We start from the raw sequence: 25390 nt of genomic DNA on the forward strand, positions 1-25390 counted from the left end.
CGACGACCCCGCGGGCAGGATCACAGCGAGGCCGGATCGAGGTCCAGGACTGTCCGGTCGAGCGAGGCCAGGAGGTCGAGCTGGGGGTCGACCTTCGGCAGCTCGAAGGCGAAGAAGTAGCGCGTCGCGGCGCGCTTGCCCTCGAAGAACGCGTCGTGGCGCGCCCCCACCGCGAGCAGCTGCTCGAGCCACACCCAGGCGACGACCACGTGGCCGGCGGCCTCGAGGTAGACCGCGGAGTTCGCCAGGGCGACGGCCGGGTCGCCACCGGCCCACAGCTGGCCCGTGACCTCGACGAGGCGGTCGACGCGGGCATCGAGCTGCTTCGCGTAGTCGGCGGTCTCGTCCGCGGCGGCGGCACGCGCCACCGTGGCCTTGATGGTCTCGACGAGGGTCGCCAGCCAGGCGCCCCCTCCGGCGATGACCTTGCGGCCGAGAAGGTCGAGGCTCTGGATGCCGTGCGTGCCCTCGTGGATCGGGTTCAGCCGGTTGTCCCGGTAGAACTGCTCCACGGCGTAGTCGCGGGTGTAGCCGTAGCCGCCGTGCACCTGGATCGCCAGGTCGTTGGCCGCCAGGCACCACTGCGAGGGCCACGACTTGGCGATCGGCGTGAGGACCTCGAGGAGGTCGTGCGCGCGGGTCCGCGCGGCCTCGTCGGCACCGGTGGCCTGCTCGTCGATGAGCCGTGCGCAGTACAGCAGCAGCCCGAGGCCGCCCTCGACGTAGGACTTCTGCGCCAGCAGCATCCGGCGGACGTCGGCGTGCGCGGTGAGCGGCACCATCGGCGCCGACGGGTCCTTCGCGCCGGGGATCCGGCCCTGCGTGCGGGTCTTCGCGTAGTCGAGCGCGTGCAGGTAGCCCGTGTAGCCGAGTGCCACGGCGCCCATGCCCACCGAGATCCGCGCCTCGTTCATCATGTGGAACATCTGCGCGAGGCCCTGGCCCTCGTCGCCCACGAGGTGGCCGACGGCACCGGCCGCGCCGCCGGGGGTGGCGAGACCCTCGCCGAAGTTCAGCAGCGTGTTCGTGGTGCCGCGCCAGCCCATCTTGTGGTTGAGGCCGACGAGGGCGACGTCGTTGCGCTCGCCGAGCGAGCCGTCCTCGTTCACGAGGTGCTTCGGCACGATGAACAGGCTGATGCCCTTGACGCCCGGAGGCGCGCCCTCGACCTTCGCCAGGACGAGGTGGACGATGTTCTCGGTCAGCTCGTGGTCGCCGCCGGAGATCCACATCTTCGTGCCGAACAGGCGGTAGGTGCCGTCCTCCTGCCGCACGGCGCGCGTCGTGATGTCGCCGAGCGACGAGCCGGCCTGGGGCTCGGAGAGACACATCGTGCCGTACCATCGGCCCTCGATCACCGGCACCGCGTACGTCTGCACCTGCTCGGGCGTACCGTGCTCGACGAGCAGGTTGGCGTTGCCGGTGGACAGGAACGGGTACGACGCCGCGGCGGCGCTGGCGGCCTGGAAGAACGCGAACGCACCCTGGCTGACCGTGAAGGGCAGCTGCATGCCGCCCAGGTCGGCGTCGAAGACGCCCGCGGACATTCCCGAGTCGCGGTAGACGGCGAGCGCCTCACCCAGCTCGGCGGGCAGGACGACCTTGCCGTCCTCCCCCACGACCGGCTCGTTGGCGTCGAGCAGACGGTTGATGGGGGCGAACCGCTCGGTGGCGATCGTCTCGGACAGGTCGAGGACCGCGTCGAACGTCTCGCGCGAGTGCTCGGCGTACCGCTCCCGCTCGGTCAGCTCGGCGGCCTTGAGCCAGTCGAACAGAAGGAAATCGACGTCCCGACGGGACAGCACCACGGACATGGGAACTCCTGACTAAGCGCTTGCTTAGTCACACGATAGCCGAGAACGGCTCAGCCGAGCGAGCGGATCTCCTCGCGGAGCAGACCCATCTGCGCATCGAGGTCCGCCGCGGTGCTCGCCACCTCGGTCAGCTTGTCGTGCAGGTGCTCGGGGACGTGCGTGCCGTACTTGTAGTAGATCTGGTGCTCGACGCTGGCCCAGAAGTCCATCGCGATGGTGCGAATCTGCACCTCGACGGGCACGTGGACCGTGCGGTCGGACAGGAACACGGGCAGCTCGATGATGAGGTGCAGACTCCGATAGCCGTTCGGCTTCGGGTTCGCGATGTAGTCCTTCGTCTCCAGCACCGTGAGGTCCTGCTGCTGGGTGAGCATCCGCGCGAACCGGTAGGTGTCCTCGACGAACACGCACGAGACGCGGATGCCGGCGATGTCGCGGATCTGCTCGCGGATCGCGCCGAGGTCACGCGGGCAGCCGACGCGGTCGACCTTCGCCACGAGGCTCTCGAGGGTCTTGAGCCGCGACTTCACGTGCTCGATGGGGCTGTACTCGTGGGCGAGCTCGAACTCCTCGCGCAGGATCGAGATCTTCGTCTCGACCTCGTCGAGCGCGAACTTGTACTCCATGAGGAACGAGGACATCTGCTGCTGCGTCTCGCGCAGGCGGCGCCGGAACTCGACGGGTCCGTGCGGGGCACCGGCCAGCTGGCGCAGGACCCCGATGTCGAGATCGGACGGCTCCTCCGTCCCGCTCTCGGTCTCGCCGGCCGCTGATCCGCTCACGCTCATGCGCCCATCGTGCCCGGTCGACGAAAGCGCGGCGCGCCGATCAACTGCGCCAGTCCTTGAACCCGAGCACGATCAGGCGCATCTGGCGACGCGCGCCCTCGCGGATCCTGGCCTCGAGATCCGGCCGCCCCTCGGGCATCTCGACGACCTCCTCGGCGTTCGCCACCATGTTGCGGACGAAGAGGCGCGAGACCATCTGGACGTCGTCGGCGCTCCAGTTCTCGATGTTGGGCAGCCGCGCCAGGACGACGGCGAGCTCGGAGACGAAGAGATCGAGCTCGTGCCCGATGGCGCGCCGCACGACCTCGGACCCACCGACGCGCTCGCGCGCGACGAAGGCGAAGTCGGCCTTGTTCTCCTTGACGGCGTCGACGAGGATCTCGGCCGCGGCGTCGATGATCTGCAGGAAGACCTCGGGGTCGCGCGAGGCGTCGCGGATCATGGTGCGCAGCGTGCCGAAGCACCGCTCCACCAGCGCGAGGCCCAGCTCGTCCATCGAGGCGAAGTGCCGGTAGAAGGCCGCGGGCACGACGCCGGCGCGCTTCGCGACCTGGCGCAGGCTGGTCTGGGCGAAGCCCTGCTCGCTGCTCAGCTCGAGCGCGGCGTCGAGCAGCGCACCACGCGTGCGCTCCTTCTGCAGCTGACGCGCACTGACGGCCTCGGACACGGCCCCAGCCTAGGGGGACGACGCGCGGGGCAGCCAGACGGTGGATCCCCGGGCGGGCTCACCGTCGCCCGCGGTGCTGTCGCCCGCGCGAGGACTGGGTGAACACGTGTTCCACGACACGGCACGTCGTGTTGACCCACAGGGCCCCTACCTGACATGCTTTGGTGAACAGATGTTCACTGATTGATGACAACCCCGCACCCGACAGGAGTCCCATGGGACTGATCCGCAAGGCCCTGGCCTCATCGGTCGTCGCCAAGGTGACGTCTCCGCACCATCCGGACGACTACCTGACGCTGGTGCACCCCATGCTCACGGTGAAGGCCGTGCGCGGTCGGGTCGTGGACGTCATCCGCGAGACCGGCGCCGCCAGCACCGTCGTCATGCGCCCCAACGGCTCCTGGTCGGGCTTCGTCCCGGGCCAGCACGTCGAGTTCGGCGTCGAGGTCGAGGGCACCCGCCGCGTGCGCGTCTTCAGCGTCTCCAGCTCCGCGGAGCGCAAGGACGGCCTCTTCAGCGTCTCGGTGAAGGCCCACCCGGACGGCTACGTGTCGCAGTTCCTGCATGCCGGGAGCCTCGAGCCCGGCACCGTCGTCTACCTCTCCCCCGCGTCCGGCGAGTTCGTGCTGCCGCAGCAGGTGCCCGACCACGTGCTGCTGATCAGCGGTGGCTCCGGCATCACGCCCGTCATGAGCATGCTGCGCACCCTCGCCGACCGCGGCCACCAGGGCCGCGTCACCTTCCTGCACTACGCGCGCTCGCGCGAGGACGAGATGTTCTCGATCGAGCTCGACGCGCTCGCCCGGCTGCCATTCGTCGACATGGTCCGCGTCTACACGCGCGATCCCGAGCCCGACGCGGAGCTCACCGGCCGCATCACGCTGGAGCACCTCAAGCGCCTGGACCTCGAGCCGACCACGACCCCCACCTGGGTCTGCGGACCGGCCGGCCTCATCGCCACGGTCACCGAGCTCTACGACGAGCTGGGCGCGAGCGACCAGCTCACGGCCGAGTACTTCAAGGTCCCGTCGGTGGACCTCGACGCCGAGGACGCCACCGGCAGCGTCTCCTTCGACGCCAGTGGCGTCGACGCGCCCAACTCGGGCGCCACGATCCTCGAGCAGGCCGAGGCCGCCGGCCTCAAGCCGGCCTACGGATGCCGCATGGGCGTGTGCAACACGTGTGCGGTCAAGAAGCTCCACGGCGCGGTGCGCCACGTCATCAGCGGTGAGGTCTGTGCCGACACCGACGAAACCATCAAGGTCTGCGTCAACGTCCCCGTGGGCGATGTCGCGGTCGACCTCTGAACGGAGAGAACATGTCCCTCTTGCGACGGTCCAAGCCCGCCCCGATCGAGCCGCTGAGCGCCAGTGACCACAACCAGGCCCCGGTGCCGCTGGTCGACGCCTACGACCCGAACCGCCGGTCCACGATCGGTCTCGAGTTCATGACGTACGAGCAGCTCGAGGAGTTCGGTGACGAGCTCGACGCCGTGCGCAAGCGCGTGCTCGACGACCTGGGCCAGAAGGACGCCGACTACATCCGACGCGTCCTGCGCGCCCAGAAGTGGTTCGAGGTGCTGGGCCGCATCGGCATCTTCCTGCCGATCTTCCCGCCCGCCTTCATCGCCGGCGTCATCTGCCTCTCCATCTCGAAGATCATCGAGAACATGGAGATCGGGCACAACATCATGCACGGTCAGTACGACTGGATGAACGACCCGATGATCGACGGCAAGCGCTACGAGTGGGACAACGTCGCCCCGGCCCATGACTGGAAGCACGGGCACAACTACATCCACCACACGTACACGAACATCCACGGCATGGACCGCGACATCGGCTACGGGCTGCTGCGCATCGACGAGGACCAGCCGTGGTACCCCAGCCACCGCTTCAACCTGCCGGCGGCGTTCATGCTGATGATCTTCTTCGAGTGGGGCGTGATGTACCACGGCCTGGAGGTCTCGGACTACATCAACGGCCGCATGAGCAAGGAGGAGTTCAAGGAGCACAAGGCGCGCGCGCTGAAGAAGACGCGCCGCCAGGTCTTCAAGGACTACGTGATCTACCCGGCCCTGGCCCTGCCGCTCGTGCCCATCATGGGCTGGTCCGCTCCCCTGTGGGTGCTGGGCGCCAACGTGGTCGCGAACATCGTCCGCAACATCTGGACGTTCCTCATCATCTTCTGCGGCCACTTCCCCGCGGGCGCCGAGACCTTCATGGAGGAGGACGCGCAGAACGAGAGCCGCGGCCAGTGGTACCTGCGCCAGCTCCTGGGCTCGGCCAACATCTCGGGCTCGAAGCTCCTGCACCTCATGTCGGGCAACCTCTCGCACCAGATCGAGCACCACCTGTTCCCCGACATCCCCGCGCGCCGCTACGCCGAGGTCAGCGTCGACGTGAAGCGCCTCGTGGAGAAGTACGGCCTGCGCTACAACACCGGTCCGCTGCCCAAGCAGCTGCTGAGCGTGGCGCGTCAGCTCGCGCAGTACAGCCGCAAGCCGTCGGACCCCTACAGGGTCGGCAACTCGCCGGAGTCCAAGGCCCTGCGTCGCGCCAAGCGCGAGGCGAAGCAGGCCGCACAGGCTGCCTGATCCTCACTCCTCGCCCTCCGAGGCGCCCCGAATCCCTGGATTCGGGGCGCTTCGTGTTTTCCGTGGTGCATCTTTTCGCTGGCATTCCTGCGTGCTTTCGCGGCGCGTGACGGGTGGGAAGAAAGTGATCACTGACTTTGTAACCACTAGTTGCACTTTCGTTTTCGTGGCTCTAGGTTGTGTGGTGTCTGTCACAGCCGTCTCTCCCGAGGGCACCTCTCGCGTTCTCGACGGGTCGGCTCAACTCCCATAGAAGGACACCCTTGTGAAGAAGATGACGAAGACCGGAAAGGTCCTGGCGACAGGGGCAGCTGCAGCCCTGAGCGCCGGGGCCATCAGTGTGATCGGAGCCGCCAGCGCCAGCGCTGCGGACGTGACGTTGGAGAAGAACTTCCTCTACAAGTGTGAGGTGGTCGCCGGCGGCCTCAACCTGGGCATCCAGGACATCGGCGTCCGCGCCTCGACCGTCGTGCCCGACACGGTGACCCCCGGCCAGGTGATCCCCGAGACGCCGGTCAACATCACCCTCACCATGCCCGAGCTCCTGCGCCAGTCCACGGCGCTGCTGCTCGGTGGCCGCGAGGCTGCGGGTTCGTCGACCGACTCGGCCGTCACCCTGACCACGGGTGGACAGACCACCACGGTCGCGATCCCGAACCTGGGCTCGCCGCGGACGCCGATCCCCCAGACCGCCAACGAGCCGTGGCTGATCCCCGCCACCGGCACCGTGCCGCCGATCACGACCCCGGACTACGCGGTCGACTCGGTGGTCGTGGGCATGCCGGCGACGTTCAACATCGCCGCAACCATCTACAAGGCGGACAACTCCACGATCCCGTCCACCCTCTCCTGCACCGGCCCCGCCGACCTGGCGCTGGGCTCGATCGGTGTGACCGAGCCCACGACGGAGCCCACCACCGAGCCCACGACGGAGCCCACGACGGAGCCGACCACGGAGCCGACCACGGAGCCCACGACGGAGCCGACCACCGAGCCCACGACGGAGCCGACCACCGAGCCCACGACGGAGCCGACCACCGAGCCCACGACGGAGCCGACCACCGAGCCCACGACGGAGCCGACCACCGAGCCCACGACGGAGCCGACCACCGAGCCCACGACGGAGCCGACCACCGAGCCCACGACGGAGCCGACCACCGAGCCGACCACGGAGCCCACGACGGAGCCGACCACCCAGCCGACGACGCAGCCGACGAGCGACCCGGTCATCAAGGTGCCGTTCAAGCTGAAGGGCAGCACCACCATCAAGGCCGGCAACGGCACGGCGCCGCTCAACGGCAAGATCGCGGCCGACTTCAACCTCGCCACGGGCCAGTTCGTCGCCGACCTGACGCTGGACAAGACCCAGGCGAAGCTGAAGGCGCTGGGCTTCCTGCCCGTCGACGCTGACCTGGCCTTCACCTCGGTGGGCAAGACCACCGGTGGCATCAACCTGGCCAACGGCCAGCTGACCGCCAACTCGAAGGTCAACATCCAGATCACGTCGATCAAGTCGTTCGGCCTGAAGCTGGGCGGTGGCAGCAAGTGCCAGACGTCCAAGCCGTCCGACATCACGCTGGCGTCCAACGGCCGCTTCGATCCGCTCCAGGGCGGCTCGGTCTCCAGCACGTACTCGATCGCGAAGCTGCAGGGCTGTGGCCTGCTGAACGACGTCCTGTCGATCTTCGCCTCGGGTCCGGGCAACAAGCTGACCGCGACGCTCGCCCCGTGAGCAGCGTGATCATCACCAGCTGAACCCCGGGGAGGGTCCTGCCGCAGCCGCGGTGGGGCCCTCCCTCGTTCCGACGTGGAAGGCATGACATGAACAGGACGATCCGAGTGGCCCTCGCCGGGGCGGCGATGGGACTCGTGCTCGGCGGGTGCACCGGCTCCGCCGACGAGCCCGAGGCCAAGGCGAAGCCCGCGACGCCTCAGCAGCAGTGGGTCCAGGCGCTGTGCAAGGCGCTGGAGCCGACCACCGCCCCGGTTGAGCCCCCCTCGACCAGCGGCACCGCCGCGGAGTCGCAGGAGGCGATCGTGGGGTTCCTGCGCACGCTGCGCGACCGGCTCGAGGCCCAGGCCACCGTGCTCGACGACGCGGGCGCTCCGCCCGAGGTCGATCCCGCCTCGTTCGACCAGGCGAAGGAGTCCCTCGCCTCCGGCGCGAAGACGCTCCAGGGCGTCATCAAGAACCTCAAGTCCGCCAGCTCCGCCGACGCCGACCAGATGGAGGCCACGCTGCTGCAGGTCAGCGAGTCACTGGCGGAGTCGTCGAGCTACGAAGGTCCCCTGGCCGAGCTGAGCGCGAGCGACGAGGGACTCAAGAAGGCCTTCGAGGACGACGAGACCTGTGCATCGATCATGAGCTGACCCGACCGACGCGTCCTGCGTGCCCCGGTGCCTCAGCGGTACCGGGGCACGTTGCGCTCCGAGGGCTTCGGCCACGGGTTGAACGTGCAGCCGCCCCGACCCTTCGACTGCTGCATCATGACGGGCGCCTTCTGGCCCTTGCCGCCGCACGACTTGTGGTGCCAGCCGAGCCAGTGCCCGGTCTCGTGGTTGACCACCATGTGGCGGTAGCCCAGCAGCGTGGTGCCCTTGGCGGCGTTCCACGCCGGCGACGCGTGCTTCCAGCGCTCCTGGTTGATGATGACGTGGCGGCCGACGCGGCAGCTCCACGTGGACGAGCACGCGCTCGAGTAGGTGGGCACACGCGACGCCTGTGCCAGCACGATGGTCATGGAGCCGCCGGACTTCACGCGCTTGAAGCGGATGCCCGCGGCACGCCAGCCGCGCGGGTCGTCGAGAATCTCGGCGACCTGGCGCTTGAACGTCTTCACGCTCGTGGTCATCTTCCCGTTCGTGACGATCGAGTACTTCACGGTGCGTCGCACGTCGCGCACGTGCTTGACCTTGCGCCACGGCGAGCGCCTCGAGACGGTCGTGTAGCCGGGGCGGCTCACGGTGACCCGCACGCGCAGGGTGCTGCCGACGTCCTGGGCCTTGAGCCGGTACTTCCACCGGTTGGCGCCCTTGATGGGCTTGCCGTTGCGCAGCCACTGGGTGCGGATCTTCAACCCGCCGACCGAGTAGCGGCCGACCGACCGCGTCAGCGTCTTGCCGAACCGGTGGGTGCCCTTCACCTTCGGGTTCTCGAGCACCACGATCCGCTGCGGCGCCGGCTGCGAGGTGGGCGCGACGGCCGCAGGGGCCACGGGCGTGGGGCCGGCCGCCTGGGCGGGCGCCGCCGAGAGCAGGCCCACGGCCAGGACGAGGGGAAGCAGCAGTCGCGCGAGCATGCGCTCAGGCTAACCCGCGGACTCCCGCTCCCCCGCATCGAGACGCGGCGGCCCTCACTCGTAGAAGACGCGCTCCACGACCTGGCGGGCCCGGCGGGTGATCCGCATGTAGTCGTTGACCATCTCCTCGGTGTGGTCCTGCCCGATGCCGAGGATGTGGGCGAGCCCGGTGCGGTCGGCGGCCGTCTCGACCATCGACTCGGCGGGCTTGGCGCGCCACAGCACCACGCCGTTGCGGATGCGGGTGACGAGCCGCCACGAGTCGATCAGCGCCTGGGCGTCGTCGGCCGAGAGGATCTCGGCGTCCGCGGCCGCCTCGAGCGCCTCGATCGTGCGGGTGGTCCGCAGCGCCGGAACGCGGTGCGCGTGCTGCATCTGGAGCAGCTGGATCGTCCACTCGACGTCGGCCAGGCCGCCGCGGCCGAGCTTGAGGTGCGTGTTCGGGTTCGCCCCGCGCGGGAGCCGCTCGGAGTCGACGCGCGCCTTGATCCGGCGGATGTCGCGCTCCTGCGAGGCCGAGAGGCCGCCCTCGGGATAGCGCAGCGGGTCGATGAGGGCCGTGAAGCGCTCGCGCAGGCCGGGGTCGCCCACGGCCGCCTCGGCCCGCAGCAGGGCCTGGGCCTCCCACGTGTCCGACCACTTCGCGTAGTACGCCGCGTAGGCCTCGAAGGTGCGCACGAGCGGGCCGTTCTTGCCCTCGGGGCGCAGGCCGGCGTCGATCTCGAGAGCGGGGTCGGCGCCCGCGGCGCCGAGCTTCTGCCTGATCAGCTGAGCGATCCACAGCGCGCACGCCTTGGCCTCGTCGACATCGGCGCCCTCGACGGGGTCGTGCACGAACATCACGTCGGCGTCGGAGCCGTAGCCTGCCTCGTGGCCGCCCAGGCGTCCCATCAGGACGATCGCGTTGCGGGTGGGCAGCGGACGGTCGTTCTCGAGGGTCCAGGCGGCCTCGGCCGTGGCGAGCGTGGCCGAGATCGTGGCGGTGTTGATCGCCGTCAGCGCCTCGCCCACCTCGGTGACGTCGAGACGGCCCAGCACGTCGGACATCGCCACGCGCGACAGCTCGCGACGCCGGATCCGCCGGACGGCGCGCACGGCGCCCTCGGGGATCTGGTGGCGCTTCGCGGCCAGCGTCATCTCGGTGTCGAGGCGGTCGAGGTCGCGCGGCACGAGCGCCGCGTCGTCACCGAGCAGCGCCACGGCATCGGGCGCGCGCCGGATGAGGTCGGTGACGTATGTGCTGGAGGCCAGCATGTGCGCGAACTGCTGCGCGCCGGTGCCCTCGTCGCGCAGCTTGCGCAGGTACCAGGGCGAGTCGCCGAGCTCCTCGGAGATCTGCCGGAACGCCAGCAGCGCGGCGTCGGGCTGCGGCGACTCGGCGAACCACGACAGCATCGCCGGCAGCAGCGACCGGTGGATCACGGCCCGGCGCGTGACGCCCGACGTGAGCGCGCTGATGTGCGCCATCGCGCCCCTGGGGTCGCTGTAGCCGAGCGCGGCGAGCCGGTCCTCGGCCGCCTGCGTGCTGAGCCTCAGCCGGTCCTCGGGCAATGACGCGACCGCCTCCAGCAGGGGGCGGTAGAAGATCTTCTCGTGCAGACGGCTGACGATGCGCCGGTGCGCCTGCCACTCCTTGACCAGGTTGTCGGCGGGGTTCGTGGTGAAGCCCATGCTCCGGCCGATGCGCCGCAGGTCGTCGAGGTCCTCGGGCACCAGGTGGGTGCGACGGAGCCGGAACAGCTGCATGCGGTGCTCGAGCGCGCGGAGGAACTCGTAGGCCTCCTCCAGCGCCGAGCCGTCGCGCCGCCCGACGTAGCCGCGGTCGGTGAGCGCGTGCAGCGCCTCGAGCGTGTTGGAGCTGCGGATGTTCTCGTCGACGCGCCCGTGGACGAGCTGGAGCAGCTGGACCGCGAACTCGACGTCGCGCAGGCCGCCGCTGCCGAGCTTGAGCTGACGGTCGCGGTGGGCGGCCGGGATGTTCTCGATGACGCGGCGGCGCATGCGGCGGACCTCGGGCACGAAGTCCTCGCGCTCGGCGGCCTTCCAGACCAGCGGCCGCAGCGCCTCGAGGTAGGCGTCGGCGAGCTCGCGGTCGCCCGCGGCGTAGCGCGCCTTCAGCAGCGCCTGGAACTCCCACGTGACCGCCCAGCGGTCGTAGTAGGCCACGTGGCTGGCCAGCGTGCGGGTGAGCGGCCCCTGCTTGCCCTCGGGGCGCAGGTTGGGGTCGACCTCCCAGATCGTGCCCTCGGCCGTGTGGTCGCCGCAGATCCGGATGATCGCGGAGGCCATGCGGGTGGCGGCGGCCGCGGCCCGCTGCTCGTCGGCGCCCGCGACGGGCTCGTGGACGTAGATGACGTCGACGTCGCTCACGTAGTTGAGCTCGTGGCCGCCCGTCTTGCCCATCGCGATGACGGCGAGGCGCACGAGATCCGAGTCGTCCTCCTCGTCCGCCGCGATCCGCAGGGCGGCGCCGAGCGTGGCGACCGCGAGGTCGGAGAGCTCGGCCGACGACTGCGCGAACGTGGTGTGGGCGTTGAGGTCGCGCGCGGCGATCGCGGCGAGCTCGCGGTGGTAGCCCACGCGCAGCGCGTCGGGGTCGTCCACGTCGGCCAGCCAGTCGCGGTACTCCTGCTCGGTGGCGGGCCGCTCGAGCAGCCGCTCCCCCACGAGGTCGCGCACGTACTCGGGGTGCCGACGCCAGAACTCGCCGATCGCCCGGCTGGTGCCCAGCACGATCAGGGTGCGCTGGCGCAGGACGGCGTCCTCCTCCATCGCGGCGACGAGCGCGGGACCCTCGTCGGTCTCGGCGATCGCCACGAGCGACGCGAGCGCGCCGTCGGGGTCGGCCACCGCCACGATCTGGTCGACGAAGTCGGACGAGATCTCGCCGAGCCGCGCCAGGTTCGCGGCGGCGGTCTCGGGGTCGGAGAAGCGGGTGCGGGTCACGCGCTCACAGGACCGGCATCAGCCGGTCGATCTCGAACTGGGTCACCTGCGAGCGGTAGTCCTGCCACTCCGCGCGCTTGTTGCGCAGGAAGAAGTCGAAGACGTGCTCGCCCAGCGTCTCGGCGACGAGCTCGCTGGTCTCCATGGTGCGGATCGCCTCGTCGAGGTTGCGCGGGAGCGGGGCGATGCCCATCGCACGCCGCTCGTTCTCGCTGAGCGACCAGACGTCGTCCTCGGCCTCGGGCGGCAGCTCGTAGCCGTTCTCGATGCCCTTGAGGCCGGCGGCGAGGATGAGCGCGTAGGCCAGGTAGGGGTTGCAGGCCGAGTCGGGGGCGCGCAGCTCGACGCGGGCCGAGCCCGACTTGTGCGGCTTGTACATCGGCACCCGTACCAGGGCCGAGCGGTTGTTGTGGCCCCAGCAGACGTAGTTCGGGGCCTCGCCGCCCCACGCGAGGCGCTTGTAGGAGTTCACCCACTGGTTGGTCACGGCGGTGATCTCGGGCGTGTGCTCGAGGATGCCGGCGATGAACGCGCGGCCGGTCTTGCTCAGCTGGTACTCGGCGCCCGCCTCGTAGAAGACGTTCTCGTCACCCTCGAACAGCGACACGTGCGTGTGCATGCCCGAGCCCGGGTGGTCGGTGAACGGCTTGGGCATGAAGGACGCCCACTTGCCCTGGCTCAGCGCGACCTCGCGGACGATCGTGCGGAAGGTCATGATGTTGTCGGCCATCGACAGCGCGTCGGCGTAGCGCAGGTCGATCTCCTGCTGGCCCGGGCCGCCCTCGTGGTGGCTGAACTCGACCGAGATGCCCATCGCCTCGAGCATCGTGATGACCTCGCGGCGGAAGTCCTGGCTGGCGCCCTGGGCCGTGTGGTCGAAGTAGCCGCTGTCGTCGACCGCGACGGGGCGCGTGCCGGGCTCGGGCTTGCTCTTGAAGACGAAGAACTCGATCTCGGGGTGCGTGTAGAAGGTGAAGCCCGAGTCGGCCGCCTTCGCCAGCGCCCGCTTGAGCACGTAGCGCGGGTCGGCGTACGAGGGGCTGCCGTCGGGCATCGCGATGTCGCAGAACATGCGCGCCGTCGCGGGCGTCTCGCCGCGCCACGGCAGGATCTGGAACGTCGACGGGTCCGGCTTGGCCAGCATGTCGGCCTCGTGCACGCGGGCGAAGCCCTCGATGGCCGAGCCGTCGAAGCCGATGCCCTCCTCGAACGCGCCCTCGAGCTCGGTCGGGGCGATCGCCACCGACTTCAACGAGCCGAGCACGTCGGTGAACCAGAGCCGGACGAAGCGGACGTCCCGCTCCTCGATCGCGCGTAGGACGAAGTCCTCCTGCTTACCCATGCGGTCAGTGTAGGGCCGCCGTCGCGCGGTCCGTGTCGCGGTTTCCGTCACCCGGCTCACGTCCGTCGGACGCCCTAGGCTGGGAGTCGTGCCCCACCTTCGTCTCGCCCTCGCCCAGGTCAACGCCGTCGTCGGAGACATCGACGGCAACCTCGAGCTCGTCCTGCAGCACGCGCGCGACGCGCACGCCGCCGGGGCGCACGTGCTGGTCACCCCCGAGATGGTGCTGACCGGCTACCCGATCGAGGACCTCGCCTACCGCAAGTCGTTCATCGAGCGCTCGCAGGCTGCCGTCGCCACGCTGGCCGAGCGCCTCGCACAGGAGGGCCTGGGCGACCTCGTCGTCATCGTCGGCCACCTCGACCGCGCGACCCACGTGGAGGATCGGCTGGGCGTGCCGAAGAACGCTCCGGTCAACTCCGCCTCGGTCCTCACCGGCGGCGAGGTCGTGACCCGCTACGACAAGCACCACCTGCCGAACTACGGCGTGTTCGACGAGTTCCGCCACTTCGTCGCCGGCGACCGCACCCAGATCATCCAGGTGCACGGCGTCGACATCGCCATCGCGATCTGCGAGGACATCTGGCAGGACGGACCGTCCCAGGCGGCCAAGCACGCCGAGGCCGGCCTGCTGGTCGTGCTGAACGGCTCGCCGTACGAGGCCGCGAAGGACGACGAGCGGCTCGACCTGTGTGCCCGCCGGGCCCGCGAGGGCGAGTGCGCCCTGGCCTACGCCAACCTCGTCGGCGGCCAGGACGAGCTGGTCTTCGACGGCGACTCGCTCGTGGTCGACTCCCGCGGCGAGGTCGTCGCCCGTGCGAGGCAGTTCGAGAGCGAGCTGCTGATCGCCGACCTCGACCTGCAGGCCGCTACCGCCGCCATGCCCGAGCCGGGCACACGGTTCGAGGGCCTGCTGGTCGAGCGCACCGTCATCAGCAGCGAGCCTCTGCCCGCCTACGAGCCCGTGAGCGGCAGCGTCGCCGAGCGATGGGACGACCTCGGCGAGCGCTGGCAGGCGATCGTCCTGGGTCTGCGCGACTACGTCGAGAAGAACGGCTTCACGTCGGTGCTGCTCGGCATGTCCGGCGGCATCGACTCCACGCTCGTCGCCGCGATCGCGTGCGACGCTCTCGGACCCGAGCGGGTCTTCGGCGTCTCCAACCCCAGCGAATGGTCCACCGAGCACTCGCGCTCCGACGCCGCCGACCAAGCCGAGCGCACCGGCCTCGACCTGCGCACGATCGCGATCGCGCCGATCTTCGACGCCTACCAGGACGCGCTCAGCCTCGACGGGATCGCCGAGGAGAACCTCCAGGCCCGCATCCGCGCGGTGATCTGGATGGGCCTGTCGAACCAGGAGAACCACCTGGTCCTGGCGTGCGGCAACAAGTCCGAGCTGGCCACCGGCTACTCCACGATCTACGGCGACGCCGTGGGCGGCTACGCGCCGATCAAGGACGTGCCCAAGACCGTCGTCTGGGAGCTGGCGAAGTGGCGCAACGCCTGGGCCGAGTCCCAGGGCCAGACGCCCCCGATCCCGCCGAACACGATCTCCAAGGAGCCCTCGGCCGAGCTGCGCCCGGGCCAGCGCGACTCGGACAGCCTGCCGCCCTACCCCGTGCTCGACGGCATCCTCGATGCCTACGTCGAGCGCGACCTCGGCTCGGCCGACGTGGTGGCCGAGGGCTTCGACCCCGCGATCGTCGAGAAGGTCATCACGCTGGTCGACCGTGCCGAGTACAAGCGTCGCCAGTACCCGCCGGGCCCGAAGATCAGCAAGCGCAACTTCGGTCGCGACCGGCGCGTGCCGATCACCAGCCGCTGGCGCGAGAGCCTTTGAGGCCTCACTCCGCGCGGACCGACAGCAGGACGCGGATCTCGCCGCCGTCCTCGTCGGTCAGCAGCGGGTAGGTGAGGGTCTCGTCCACGGGCTCCTCCGGCTCCTCCCACGACGCGGTTCCCGGCCGCTCCTCGAGGCGCACCACCACGCGCTCGCCGTCGATGTCGCGAGGGCGCCGGTGGTCGTCGTCGGCGGACTTCGGCCACCACGACTCGTAGAACACGTCGCGACCGGCGACGACGAGGCGGTGCGAGACCGCGGGTCCCACGCTCCCCCATGCGGTGAGGCCGACGCCCTCGACCTCGACCGGCAGGTCGGCGTACGGCGGCTCCCCCAGCACCGGCACGAGCTCGTCGAGCACGAGGCGGGCCTGCTCCGCGTTGACCTCGTTGCCCGCCTCGACGAACGTGCGCACCGACGAGGAGCCCGCGGTGGTGCCGAGCACCGGCAGCGCGAGCACGCCGGCCGCGGCCGCGGTGGTGAGGGTGCGGATCCGGTCGTCGGTCGTGCCCTGGCTTCGCAGTGACGCGCGGGCGCGGTGATACGCCCAGAGCGCCACCGCGAACGTGAAGAAGACGGGTCCCGCCATCGTGAAGTCGAGGTAGACGATCCGCAGGTCGCCGCCGGTGCGCGTGCCCGCCCAGAACGTCGCCGCCACCGCGAAGAGCCCGATGACGACCGCGCTGGTCGCCACGTCGACGTCACGGTCGAGCCGGCGCCGGCGCCGATCCCGCCGACGCCAGACCACGGCGACGATCCCGAGCCCGATCAGCGCAGCGCCCGGGTAGGTGACGTCGCCGGTGTCGCGCCACAGGCGGATCCACGGGAAGACCATGTGGGTCAGGTGGACCCAGGCGTCGCCCGTGGGCGTGTCCTCGGTCTTCTCGGCCGTCGTGAGTGCGGCGATCTCGCCGATGTTGTTCGGCGAGTACGTCAGCACCTCGACCAGCGGTCCCAGCCAGCACACGAACGTGACCAGCAGGGTCCGGGCGACCTCGCCCGGTGCACTGCGGAAGCCCCGCCACCAGCGGCGGATCGTCAGGGCGAGCATCCAGGCGCCCAGCAGGCCGACGATCGGCGTGACGCCCAGGTGTGCCTGCCCGGTCCAGCTGACGCAGACCATCAATAGCGGCCACAGCCCCCGGTGTCCGAGCAGCATCCGCCAGGCGACGGCGAGGCTCGCGAGCAGGCCGAAGACCGTGGGCCACGGGTTCCAGGGCAGCACGAGCACCGAGCCGAACAGTCCGTAGAGGGTGACCGTGGCGCCGACCATGACCAGCAGACCCGGACGTCCTGCGGCGCGGTAGCCCGACCACAGCGACACGGCCACGAACGCGGCGAGCACCAGCGCGCAGCCCAGGAGCAGGCCCCACACCCGCCAGCCCGAGAGCAGGTACGGCAGCCCGATCACGTAGAACTCGAGGGGACCCGGGTGGTAGGCGAACACGCCTTCCACGGTCTGGTCGCTCGTCGAGCGCATGCCCACCAGCGGCCAGTGACCGGTCCAGGCGTCGTGGGCGCGGATCGCGATCATCGCGTCGTCGCCCTGGGGCAGCCAGCCCTCGGTCAGGCGTGAGACGAACCAGACGACGATCGGCACCATCAGCAGTCCGAGCGCGATCCAGAACCAGGCGTGCTCGCGCAGGGCGAGTCGTCGTCCGATCCGGGTGGGGATCGAGGCGGAGGAGGTCGACACGGAGCTCCTGGGCGGGGCGGGTTCGAGGTCCCGAGCAGTCTACGGTCGCCGGGCACCGTTCGCCGGGGGCTACCGTGTGGGCATGACTGAAGAGCCCGCACCGTACGGTTCCCGTCCCACCGCCTCGCCCGACGTGCGCAAGGTCCGCACGCACCACCTCGCGAAGTGGAAGTCCGAGGGTCATCGGTGGGCGATGCTCACCAGCTACGACCAGTACACCGCCCAGCTCTTCGACGAGGCCGGGATCCCCGTGCTGCTCGTCGGCGACTCGGCCGCGAACAACGTCTTCGGCTACGAGTCCTCGCTGCCCGTCACGGTGGACGAGCTGCTGGTCCTGGTGAAGGCCGTGACGCGTTCGGTGCAGCGCACGCTCGTCGTCGCCGATCTGCCCTTCGGCTCGTACCAGCGCGACCCGGAGCAGGCCTACGACACGGGTGTGCGGTTCATGAAGGAGGGGCTCGCGCACGCGGTCAAGCTCGAGGGCGGCGCCGAGATGGCGCCCCAGATCCGCAAGCTGACCGAGGGCGGCATCCCCGTCATGGCGCACATCGGCTTCACGCCCCAGTCCGAGCACAGCCTCGGCGGCTACCGCGTGCAGGGTCGCGGTGACGCCCGCCAGCGGCTGATCGACGACGCACTCGCCGTGCAGGACGCTGGCGCGTTCGCCGTGGTGATGGAGATGGTGCCCGAGCCGGTCGCGACCGAGATCACCTCGACCCTGCGCATCCCCACCGTGGGCATCGGCGCCGGCGCCGGCTGCGACGCGCAGGTGCTGGTCTGGCAGGACATGCTCGGCCTGCGCGCCGGCCGCGCCCCGCGCTTCGTCAAGAAGTACGCCGACCTGCGCAGCGTGATCTCAGGCGCCGTCGAGCAGTTCCAGAACGAGGTCGCCGACGGCTCGTTCCCCGCAGCCGAGCACTCCTTCGAGAGCTGACCACAGGGCCCGCTCGGCCGACCGAGCGGGGTTTCCCGTCACGATGCGGGGGACGTTTCCCCCGCATCGTGACGGTTGCCCCTGTTGACCGGGGAGACTTCGATCAGCCCTCCGGGATCCAGGCCATGGTGTCCGGGTCGGGCCCGATGCGGCGGCTGGCGTCGAGGGCCGAGACGGCACTCATGTCGGCGTCGGAGAGCTCGAAGTCGAACAGGTCGAAGTTCTGCTTCAGGCGCTCCACCGACGAGGCCTTCGGGAACACGATGTCCCCGCGCTGCAGGTGCCAGCGCAGCACGACCTGCGAGACGCTGCGGCCCGTGCTGCTCGCGATCGCCTGGAGCGCCGGGTCGTCGAAGACCTGGCCCTGCGCGAGCGGCGACCAGGCCTCGGTCGCGATGCCGAGCTCGGAGTCGACCGCGCGCAGCTCGTCCTGGGTGAAGTACGGGTGGATCTCGACCTGGTTCACGGCCGGGACCACGGTCGCCTCCTGCACCACGCGACGCAGGTGCGAGGGCTGGAAGTTGGAGACGCCGATCGCACGAGCCTTGCCCGCGGAGTAGACCTCCTCCATCGCGCGCCACGTGTCGACGAAGTCGATGTCGGTCGTCGGCAGCGGCCAGTGGATGAGAAAGAGATCCACGCGGTCGAGCTGGAGCTTCTCCAGCGACTCGTCGAGCGACGAGGCGACCACGGCGGGGTCGTGGCGGTTGTTGTTGAGCTTGGTGGTGACGAAGACCTCGTCGCGCGGCAGTCCGGAGGCGGCGATCGCGGCGCCGACGCCGGCCTCGTTGCCGTACATCTGGGCCGTGTCGATGTGGCGGTAGCCGAGCTCGAGGGCCTCGGCGACCCGGTCCTGCGCGGTCTCCGGCGGCACCTGCCACGTGCCGTAGCCGAACTGCGGGATCTGGACGCCGTTGTTCAGGGTGAGGGTGGGAACGGTCATGCCTCCGACGCTACGGGCTGCACCCGAGCGCCGCACACGCGCAAGCGGCGCCGGCCTACGGCTGCACCAGCACGAGGTCGACGTACCGCTCGTCCCCGGCGACCTGGGTGGCGCCGGCGTCCCGGGCCAGCTCGACCCGGTCGACCACGGCGCCCTCCGGCGGCGGCTCGGGACGGCCGGGATGGCTGTGCACGACCAGCGTGCGGTGTGGCTCGTCGAGGTTTCGCGGGTGCCGGAAGTCGTCCTCGCGCATCCCGTCCACGCGCGCGTCGAAGTACACCTCGTGACCGTCGGCCAGCAGCGCCGCGTAGACCGCCGGGCCGATGCTGACCCACGCGAGACCGCCGACCGTCTCGATCGCGATCGGTCCGTCGGCACCGGCGACCAGCTCGCGCGCCCGGTCGACGACGGGCGCGGCGCGCGCGCTGTCCAGGCGCGCGGCGTCCGACAGCGGACGTGGGAGGAAGAGGAAGGCCGCCACGGCCACCGCGACGGCGACCCGGCCCAGCGTGCGGCGGTGGCGCGACCGCCGGACCCGGCCGACGACGGTCCAGGCCACGAGGGTCAGGGGGACCGCGGCCCCGTAGACGATGTACCAGTCCCGGCCCTCCCCCGCGCGGGTGCCGGCCGCCAGCAGGACGAGCGTGCCGACGAGGGTCAGCGGCACGATCGCGAACGGGCGGCCCGAGGTCAGGCCGCGCCCCCGGCGGCCGGTCCACCACACGACGGCGACGACGCCGACGAGCAGCACGAGGGTGGCGAGCAGTCCGCCGTCCCCGGACCGCGCGACGGTCCACAGCAGGCCGAGGTTGTCGGGCTCGTTCCGGGCGACCTCCACCAGCGGCGCCGCCCAGCAGGCCATCCCCAGGGCCACCGACACCACGAGTGAGCGGCGCGGCAGGTCGAGGCGGCCGCGGCGCCCCAGGAGCACCGAGGCGACCAAGGTGACCACGCCGAGCGAGACGGCCACCGGGGCGACCGCCAGGTGCGACTGCGCCGCGAGCGAGACGGTGACGACGAACCCCGGCCACCACCGGCCGTGTCCGGCCAGGACCGCCCAGGCCGACGCGGTGGCGGCCGCCAGGGCGAACATCGCCACCCACGGGTTCCACGGGGTCACCAGGGAGCTGCCGACGCCCAGCACCAGGACGCCGTTCACGACGGTCATCGTCTGCCGTCCCCGCGCGCCCGCAGCCCGATCGGCGGCGGCGAGCGAGACGGCGACGAGGGCCGCGAGGATCAGGAGCGAGCCGACGACGAGCGCCCACGGCGCGAAGCCGCTCAGCGCGTACAGCGGCGCCAGCAGCTGGAACTGCAGCGGACCGGGATGGTGCGCGTGCACGCCCACGACCGTGGCGCCGCTCGTCGAGGGCATCCCCAGCAGGGGCGTGTGCGCTCCGAGGACGTCGTGCGCGCGCACCGCCTCGACCGCCGTGTCACCGTGCGGGACCCATCCCCCGGCCAGGAGGACGACGGCCCACACCAGCAGCGGGAGGACGAGTGCCGCCCACGCGATCGGCCACCCGCCGCGCGGGGGCCGGTCGGACCGCGTCACTCAGGCGAGCCGGCGGGCGGGGCGTCGTCGTTCCAGTTCGGGTCCTCGTCCCACGCCTTCGACTTCTCGTGCGCGGTCTCGAGGGCACGTGCGGCCTCGGCCTCGGTCTCGTAGGGTCCCAGGCGGTCGGACGCCCGGCAGCCCTCCTCGCCCTCGACGGAGTTGTGCTTCAAGCAGTAGAAGTACGCCATGGGCTCATCGTGCCCGATGCGGGGACCGGACGCCCGGGGGCGCGATTCCGGAGGCACCGCGACACGGATGGACGTGACTCCGAGGGAAGCCCCGGGCCTACACCGACCCGAGGCGCCTCACGCACGACCCGGTGGGTGGCCGGAATCGGGGAGCACGTCTGCGCCCACCTCACCGTAGGCCCGTATCGGCCCGGGCGCTCTCTCAGAGGCCAGACGTGCCACTCGGACGGCGCTGGCGATCTTGACGGCCAGCTGGGCCGTGACGATCACCAGGGCCACGGGCATGCTGCCGATGAGGACGGCGACGATGATCCCGGCATTGTTCAGTGCCTTGGCCGGATGCGACCAGTTGTAGCGGAACACGGTGGGATCGACCTGACTGAAGTAGTTGGGACTCACGATCGGCCACAGCAGGAACGAGAGCGAGAGGAGCTGGTCGATCACCATGAAGTTGACGAGGAACATCCCGATGGGGAGAGCCAGGTCCGGCTCGTGCATCACGAGTCCCGCCGCCAGGATCGCGGTGCTCAGGCGATCACTGCAGATGTCGAACACCGCACCGGCCCTCGTCTCCTGACCCAGCACGCGCGCAGCGAGCCCATCGAGGCTGTCACCGAGCCAGTACGTGAGGTATCCGGCGATCAGCCACGGGACGGGATCCGAGGCGACGAGCGCGGTGACCGCCAGGGCCGCGGCACCCAGAGCGCGGAGCACCGTGATCGCGTTGGGGATCGTCAGAAAGGGACCTGGGCCCGGCAGGTGGTGGGTGGGCGACACCGCCTTGCTCACGTGGCCAACCTACGCGCAACCACTGGCGTGTGCCGGTCGGGAGGACGTCGACCGAACGGCCCCCGGCGAGCCCCACCGCTCCCGGGTCGCCCCGGGGGCGCGAATGAGTCGGCCTGTAAGCCGGATTCTGTCCTGCCGGAGCAGGGGCGGCCATCCATCTGGGATGCCCATTGCTGGACACCTCGGTGCGACCTACCTGCCGCTGAGGACGAGCAGCCCTGCGGCACGGCCCCGCGGACGGGGCCTACTTGGTCTTGCTCCCGGTGGGGTTTACCGAGCCACGACGGTCACCCGCCGTGCTGGTGAGCTCTTACCTCACCGTTTCACCCTTACCCGCACCACCCGAGGGTGGCCGCTGGCGGTCTGTTCTCTGTGGCACTGTCCCGCACGTCGCCGTGGGTGGCTGTTGGCCACCACCGTCGCTCTGTGGAGTCCGGACTTTCCTCGACACCCTCGAGGGATGCCGCGGCCGCCCGACCGACTCATTCGCGCGTCCATCCTATGCCCGCCGGGCCCGCGCCATGACCCGCCCGGTAGGCTGGCGACATCGAAAGGGAGTAGTCCCCAATCGCTGCGTCGACACACTGAGGCCTCGCCTCCGGTGCAGCGGGCCAGGCAACTGGCGGACGAGACTTTCGACCGGATTCGTGTACACGAGCCCGGTCGAGGCTCGTCGTGCACGCAGGGCTCCTCGTCCGGGTGGACGAGGAGCCTTTGTCATGGAAGCAGTCTTCATCGCAGCTGCGCTGGTGTTCGTCGCCGAGCTGGGCGACAAGAGCCAGCTGATGGCGATGACCTTCGCGACGCGCTACCGCGCCCGCACGGTGATCCTCGGGATGGGCATCGCCTGCGCAATCATCAATCTCGCCTCGGCGCTCGTCGGTGAGGCGCTCGGCAACGTCATCCCCGAGAACGTCCTGCAGGTCGTGGCCGGCGCCGTCTTCCTGCTGTTCGCCGCCATCACCGCCTGGTCGCTGCTGAGGACCGAGGACGAGGAGGAGATCACCGTCGTCCCCCACAGCGGGCGCGCCCTCGTGACGGTCGGGCTGGCGTTCGCGCTGGCCGAGCTGGGCGACAAGACGATGTTCGCGACGATGACGCTCGCGACGCAGTACGCGTGGTGGTGGGTCTGGATCGGCAGCACGGTCGGCATGGTCGTCTCGATCACGCTCGCGGTCCTGCTCGGCAAGCAGATTCTCAAGGTCCTGCCGGTGCGCGCCGTGCACGCCGTGGCGGCGCTCCTGTTCGCGGCCCTCGGCATCTGGCTCCTGCTCGGCTGACATAGGGTCGCCACGTGCTGATCGTGCTGCCGCCCTCGGAGGGCAAGACCCGTCCCGAGTCCGGCTCCCCGCTCGATCTCGAGACCCTCTCGTCGCCGCGGCTGAACCGCACCCGCGAGCAGCTGATCAACGCCCTCGTGCGGCTCAGCTCCACGAAGCGGGCCGCCGAGATCCTCGAGCTCGGGCCGAAGCAGGCCGACGACATCGCCCGCAACGCGCGGCTGCGCGAGGAGCCCACCGCGCCCGCGATCGACGTCTACACCGGCGTGCTGTACTCCGAGCTCGGCTGGACCACGCTCGACGAGGCCGCCCAGGAGCGCGGGCGGACCAGCCTGGCGATCGCCTCGGCGCTGTTCGGGCTGCTGCGCCCGCACGACGAGATCCCCGCCTACCGGATGAGTGGCTCGGTCTCGCTCCCCCGGCTCGGCACCGTCGCCAGCCGCTGGAAGCCCGTCGTGCCGAAGGCGCTGGTCGAGCTGGCCGAGGGCGAGCTCGTGCTCGACCTCCGCTCAGGCACCTACGTGGCGCTCGGGCAGGCTCCGACGGGCTCGGTCACGCTGCGCGTGCTGACGGAGGCGAACGGGAAGCGCTCGATCGTCAGCCACAGCAACAAGGCCACCAAGGGCCAGATCGTCCGCCGGGTGCTCGCCGAGGCCGTCGAGGCCAAGGACGCCGAGACGTTCGGTGACGCCCTGCGCGACCTCGGCTGGACCGTCGAGACCTCGGGCCCCGCGCGCCTCGACGTCATCCTGCGCTGACTCGGCCGCGCGAGATGCGCAGGGTCAGGGAGTGACGGAGAAGTTGCGCAGGCTCGGGGTGCCGTCGGGCCACCAGGAGATGGTGGTGATCGAGGCGGGCGCGAGCTCCATCCGATGGATGACGCCCATGTCCGAGCCCAGCGCGAGACGCACCATCAGCTTGATGGGCGTGACGTGGCTGGCCACGACGACCGTCTGACCCGCGTACTGGTGCAGGATCCGGTCGCGGGCCGCCTCGACGCGCGTGGCGACCTCGTCGAAGGACTCGCCGCCCGGCGGCGGGACGGCGGTGGACGACAGCCACTTCTCCAGCTCGGCGGGCCAGCGCTTCATGATGTCGCCGAACGAGAAGCCGTCCCACTCGCCGAAGCCGGCCTCGGCGAAGCCCTCCTCGATGGCGACCGGCAGCCCGAGACGCTCGGCCACCTGCGCGGCGGTCTGGCGCGTGCGCTGCAGCGGCGAGGCCACGATGGCGTCGGCTCCCCCGCGCTCGGCGATCCACGCGGCGGCCCGGCGGGCCTGCTCGACGCCCTCGTCGACCAGCGGCGGGTCCTCCCCGCCGGTGCCGCTGAAGAGCTTGCGCTGCGTGTGGGCGGTGACGCCGTGACGCAGCAGGATGAACGTGGTCGGGTCGCCGTGCATCGAGCCGCGCCAGCCCAGCAGCGGATTCTTGCCCTTCGCGTCCAGCGGCGCGTCCGCCTCACGCGGCTCGGTGAACAGCGCGGGGGCCTCGGGCGGCTCGTCGGCCAGCTGCACCGGCTCGCGGGACTCGAGGGTGGAGACGCGGCCCGGGCGGCCCGCCTTCTCGGCGTCGAGCGCGGCATTGGCGAGGCTGTCCGCACGGGCGTTCTTCGCGCGCGGCACCCAGGTCCACGTGACCGGGCCGAGGTCGCGGACGATCGTCTGCGCCTGCATCGCCAGCGGCTTCATGTCGGGGTGCTTGATCTTCCAGCGCCCCGCCATCTGCTCGATGACGAGCTTGGAGTCCATGCGGACCTCGAGCGGCTCGCCGGCGGCGTGCTCACGCGCGAGCTCGAGGGCGCCGATCAGGCCGCGGTACTCCGCGACGTTGTTCGTCGCGATGCCGATCGTCTCGCCGCGGTCGGCGACGAGCACGCCGTCGCGCAGCAGCGCCGACCCGTAGGCGGCCGGCCCCGGATTGCCGCGCGATCCTCCGTCGGCCTCGGCGACCCAGCCCATCAGACGCCGGACTCGGAGCTGCGGACGAGGATGCGGCTGCACTCGGGGCAGCGCAGCACGGTGTCCTCGGGCTCGGCGGCCAGCTCGCGCAGGTCGGCGCCGTTGATCTCCAGGTGGCAGCCCTGGCAGCGACGTGCGCGCAGCGCGGCGGCGCCGAGGCCACCGTGGTTCGCGGCGACCTTCTGGTAGAGCGCGAAGAGGTCCTCGGGCACGTTCGGCCGGATCGACTCGCGGGCCGCGGACGCCTCCGACGCCTCTGCATCGAGCGCGGCGATCTTCTCGTCGCGTGCGGCGACGAGCGCGTCGCGCGCGGCGGTCTCGGCGTCGAGCGCGGCGACGGCCTCATCCAGCTCGGCCTGCGCGGCCTCGAGCTGCTCCATGACCTCGAGCTCCTCGTCCTCCAGCGTGGAGATCCGGCGGGCCAGGGCCTCGAGCTCGCTCTGCAGGCTGGACAGGTCCTTCGGGTTGGTGATGGCGCCGGAGGCCATGCGGTCCTCGTCGCGCGTGCGCCGCGCCTTGACCTGCTCCACCTCGACGTCGGCCTTCGCCTGCGCCCGCTCGAGGTCGGACACGCGGGTCTGCGCGGCCACCCGGCGGGACTCGATCTCGCGCAGGCGCGCGTCGGACGCGGCGATCTCGGCGTGCTCGGGCAGGGTGTTGCGGCGGTGGGTCAGCTGCGCGAGCGCCGAGTCCTTCTCCTGCAGGTCCAGCAACGCCTGCTGGGCGACCGGTTCAGCCTTCACGTGCGACTC

The 25390-nt window shown here is 70.7% G+C and carries 21 protein-coding genes, 1 other RNA gene and 1 pseudogene; 8 read left to right on the forward strand and 15 right to left on the reverse strand.

Annotated elements, in window-relative coordinates; all coding sequences use genetic code 11:
- Positions 1-20 precede the first annotated feature (20 nt).
- The 3 genes from O3S82_RS10955 to O3S82_RS10965 are packed head-to-tail and all read right to left on the reverse strand — an operon-like array spanning position 21 to position 3269.
- Entirely contained in the window at positions 21-1814 is a 1794-nt protein-coding gene (locus tag O3S82_RS10955; RefSeq protein WP_269302812.1) for an acyl-CoA dehydrogenase, read from the reverse strand.
- A gap of 50 nt (positions 1815-1864) precedes the next feature.
- Positions 1865-2602: a GTP pyrophosphokinase gene (locus tag O3S82_RS10960; RefSeq protein WP_179423967.1), complete on the reverse strand. Its 738-nt coding sequence runs from the start codon at positions 2600-2602 to the stop codon at positions 1865-1867.
- 40 nt (positions 2603-2642) lie between these two features.
- Positions 2643-3269 (reverse strand): TetR family transcriptional regulator, encoded by a 627-nt coding sequence (locus tag O3S82_RS10965; RefSeq protein WP_179423965.1) that lies wholly within the window; start codon positions 3267-3269, stop codon positions 2643-2645.
- Positions 3270-3484: 215 nt separating this feature from the next.
- Between O3S82_RS10965 and O3S82_RS10970 the strand changes: the two genes are divergently transcribed.
- The 3 genes and pseudogenes from O3S82_RS10970 to O3S82_RS17360 all read left to right on the forward strand — a co-directional run.
- Complete coding sequence (locus tag O3S82_RS10970; protein WP_269302814.1) at positions 3485-4576, forward strand: ferredoxin reductase; 1092 nt, start codon at positions 3485-3487, stop codon at positions 4574-4576.
- An 11-nt stretch (positions 4577-4587) separates the two neighbouring features.
- Positions 4588-5865 (forward strand): fatty acid desaturase family protein, encoded by a 1278-nt coding sequence (locus O3S82_RS10975; RefSeq protein WP_179423963.1) that lies wholly within the window; start codon positions 4588-4590, stop codon positions 5863-5865.
- A 274-nt stretch (positions 5866-6139) separates the two neighbouring features.
- Positions 6140-6733: pseudogene (locus O3S82_RS17360) on the forward strand (DUF6801 domain-containing protein); the annotation flags it as partial.
- Here the strand turns inward: O3S82_RS17360 and O3S82_RS17365 are convergent.
- On the reverse strand, positions 6676-7683 hold the full coding sequence (locus tag O3S82_RS17365; RefSeq protein WP_442864730.1) for a glycine zipper domain-containing protein: 1008 nt from the start codon (positions 7681-7683) through the stop codon (positions 6676-6678). The pseudogene O3S82_RS17360 and the gene O3S82_RS17365 sit on opposite strands and share 58 nt — an antisense overlap.
- A 3-nt stretch (positions 7684-7686) precedes the next feature.
- Here O3S82_RS17365 and O3S82_RS10985 point away from each other — a divergent pair, with 3 nt between their 5' ends.
- Entirely contained in the window at positions 7687-8235 is a 549-nt protein-coding gene (locus tag O3S82_RS10985) for a hypothetical protein (RefSeq protein WP_179423959.1), read from the forward strand.
- A 32-nt stretch (positions 8236-8267) separates the two neighbouring features.
- On the opposite strand, the gene O3S82_RS10990 is transcribed toward O3S82_RS10985, so the two are convergent.
- The 3 genes from O3S82_RS10990 to O3S82_RS11000 are packed head-to-tail and all read right to left on the reverse strand — an operon-like array spanning position 8268 to position 13452.
- Positions 8268-9164 carry a DUF3152 domain-containing protein gene (locus O3S82_RS10990; RefSeq protein WP_179423957.1) on the reverse strand — a complete coding sequence of 299 codons (897 nt, stop codon included), beginning with the start codon at positions 9162-9164 and terminating at the stop codon, positions 8268-8270.
- A gap of 54 nt (positions 9165-9218) precedes the next feature.
- Positions 9219-12110 (reverse strand): bifunctional [glutamine synthetase] adenylyltransferase/[glutamine synthetase]-adenylyl-L-tyrosine phosphorylase, encoded by a 2892-nt coding sequence (locus tag O3S82_RS10995; protein WP_269302820.1) that lies wholly within the window; start codon positions 12108-12110, stop codon positions 9219-9221.
- A 4-nt stretch (positions 12111-12114) separates the two neighbouring features.
- On the reverse strand, positions 12115-13452 hold the full coding sequence (locus tag O3S82_RS11000; RefSeq protein ID WP_179423953.1) for a glutamine synthetase family protein: 1338 nt from the start codon (positions 13450-13452) through the stop codon (positions 12115-12117).
- An 88-nt stretch (positions 13453-13540) separates the two neighbouring features.
- On the opposite strand from O3S82_RS11000, the gene O3S82_RS11005 reads away from it, so the two are divergent.
- Positions 13541-15292: an NAD+ synthase gene (locus tag O3S82_RS11005; protein WP_269302822.1), complete on the forward strand. Its 1752-nt coding sequence runs from the start codon at positions 13541-13543 to the stop codon at positions 15290-15292.
- A gap of 4 nt (positions 15293-15296) precedes the next feature.
- Here O3S82_RS11005 and O3S82_RS11010 read toward each other — a convergent pair whose 3' ends face one another.
- The gene (locus O3S82_RS11010; protein ID WP_269302824.1) at positions 15297-16988 is read right to left on the reverse strand and encodes a hypothetical protein; all 1692 of its coding nucleotides are present in this window, start codon (positions 16986-16988) and stop codon (positions 15297-15299) included.
- An 82-nt stretch (positions 16989-17070) separates the two neighbouring features.
- Here O3S82_RS11010 and panB point away from each other — a divergent pair, with 82 nt between their 5' ends.
- Positions 17071-17922, forward strand: a complete 852-nt coding sequence (panB, locus tag O3S82_RS11015) for a 3-methyl-2-oxobutanoate hydroxymethyltransferase (RefSeq protein ID WP_179423947.1) — start codon at positions 17071-17073, stop codon at positions 17920-17922.
- A gap of 103 nt (positions 17923-18025) precedes the next feature.
- Here panB and O3S82_RS11020 read toward each other — a convergent pair whose 3' ends face one another.
- From O3S82_RS11020 to rnpB, 5 genes are all read right to left on the reverse strand, one after another.
- Positions 18026-18865, reverse strand: a complete 840-nt coding sequence (locus O3S82_RS11020) for an aldo/keto reductase (protein WP_269302827.1) — start codon at positions 18863-18865, stop codon at positions 18026-18028.
- A gap of 55 nt (positions 18866-18920) precedes the next feature.
- Positions 18921-20420, reverse strand: a complete 1500-nt coding sequence (locus O3S82_RS11025; protein WP_269302829.1) for a hypothetical protein — start codon at positions 20418-20420, stop codon at positions 18921-18923.
- A complete protein-coding gene (locus O3S82_RS11030) occupies positions 20417-20611 on the reverse strand; it encodes a hypothetical protein (RefSeq protein ID WP_179423942.1) in 195 nt (64 codons plus the stop codon). Before O3S82_RS11030 ends, O3S82_RS11025 begins: the two co-directional genes overlap by 4 nt.
- Before the next feature lie 117 nt (positions 20612-20728).
- Positions 20729-21400: a CDP-alcohol phosphatidyltransferase family protein gene (locus tag O3S82_RS11035; protein WP_269302831.1), complete on the reverse strand. Its 672-nt coding sequence runs from the start codon at positions 21398-21400 to the stop codon at positions 20729-20731.
- Positions 21401-21500: 100 nt separating this feature from the next.
- Positions 21501-21885, reverse strand: an RNA gene (gene rnpB / locus O3S82_RS11040) — RNase P RNA component class A.
- A 234-nt stretch (positions 21886-22119) separates the two neighbouring features.
- Between rnpB and O3S82_RS11045 the strand changes: the two genes are divergently transcribed.
- Positions 22120-22680, forward strand: a complete 561-nt coding sequence (locus tag O3S82_RS11045; RefSeq protein ID WP_269302833.1) for a TMEM165/GDT1 family protein — start codon at positions 22120-22122, stop codon at positions 22678-22680.
- A gap of 14 nt (positions 22681-22694) precedes the next feature.
- Entirely contained in the window at positions 22695-23438 is a 744-nt protein-coding gene (locus O3S82_RS11050; RefSeq protein WP_179423937.1) for a YaaA family protein, read from the forward strand.
- Positions 23439-23462: 24 nt separating this feature from the next.
- Here O3S82_RS11050 and O3S82_RS11055 read toward each other — a convergent pair whose 3' ends face one another.
- The gene (locus O3S82_RS11055; RefSeq protein ID WP_179423935.1) at positions 23463-24638 is read right to left on the reverse strand and encodes a bifunctional RNase H/acid phosphatase; all 1176 of its coding nucleotides are present in this window, start codon (positions 24636-24638) and stop codon (positions 23463-23465) included.
- A complete protein-coding gene (locus O3S82_RS11060; protein WP_179423933.1) occupies positions 24638-25381 on the reverse strand; it encodes a zinc ribbon domain-containing protein in 744 nt (247 codons plus the stop codon). The genes O3S82_RS11055 and O3S82_RS11060 overlap by 1 nt, the downstream gene beginning before the upstream one ends.
- Positions 25382-25390: the final 9 nt, after the last annotated feature.

The sequence above is a fragment of the Aeromicrobium sp. HA genome, assembly GCF_027171405.1.
GTDB lineage: Bacteria > Actinomycetota > Actinomycetes > Propionibacteriales > Nocardioidaceae > Aeromicrobium > Aeromicrobium tamlense.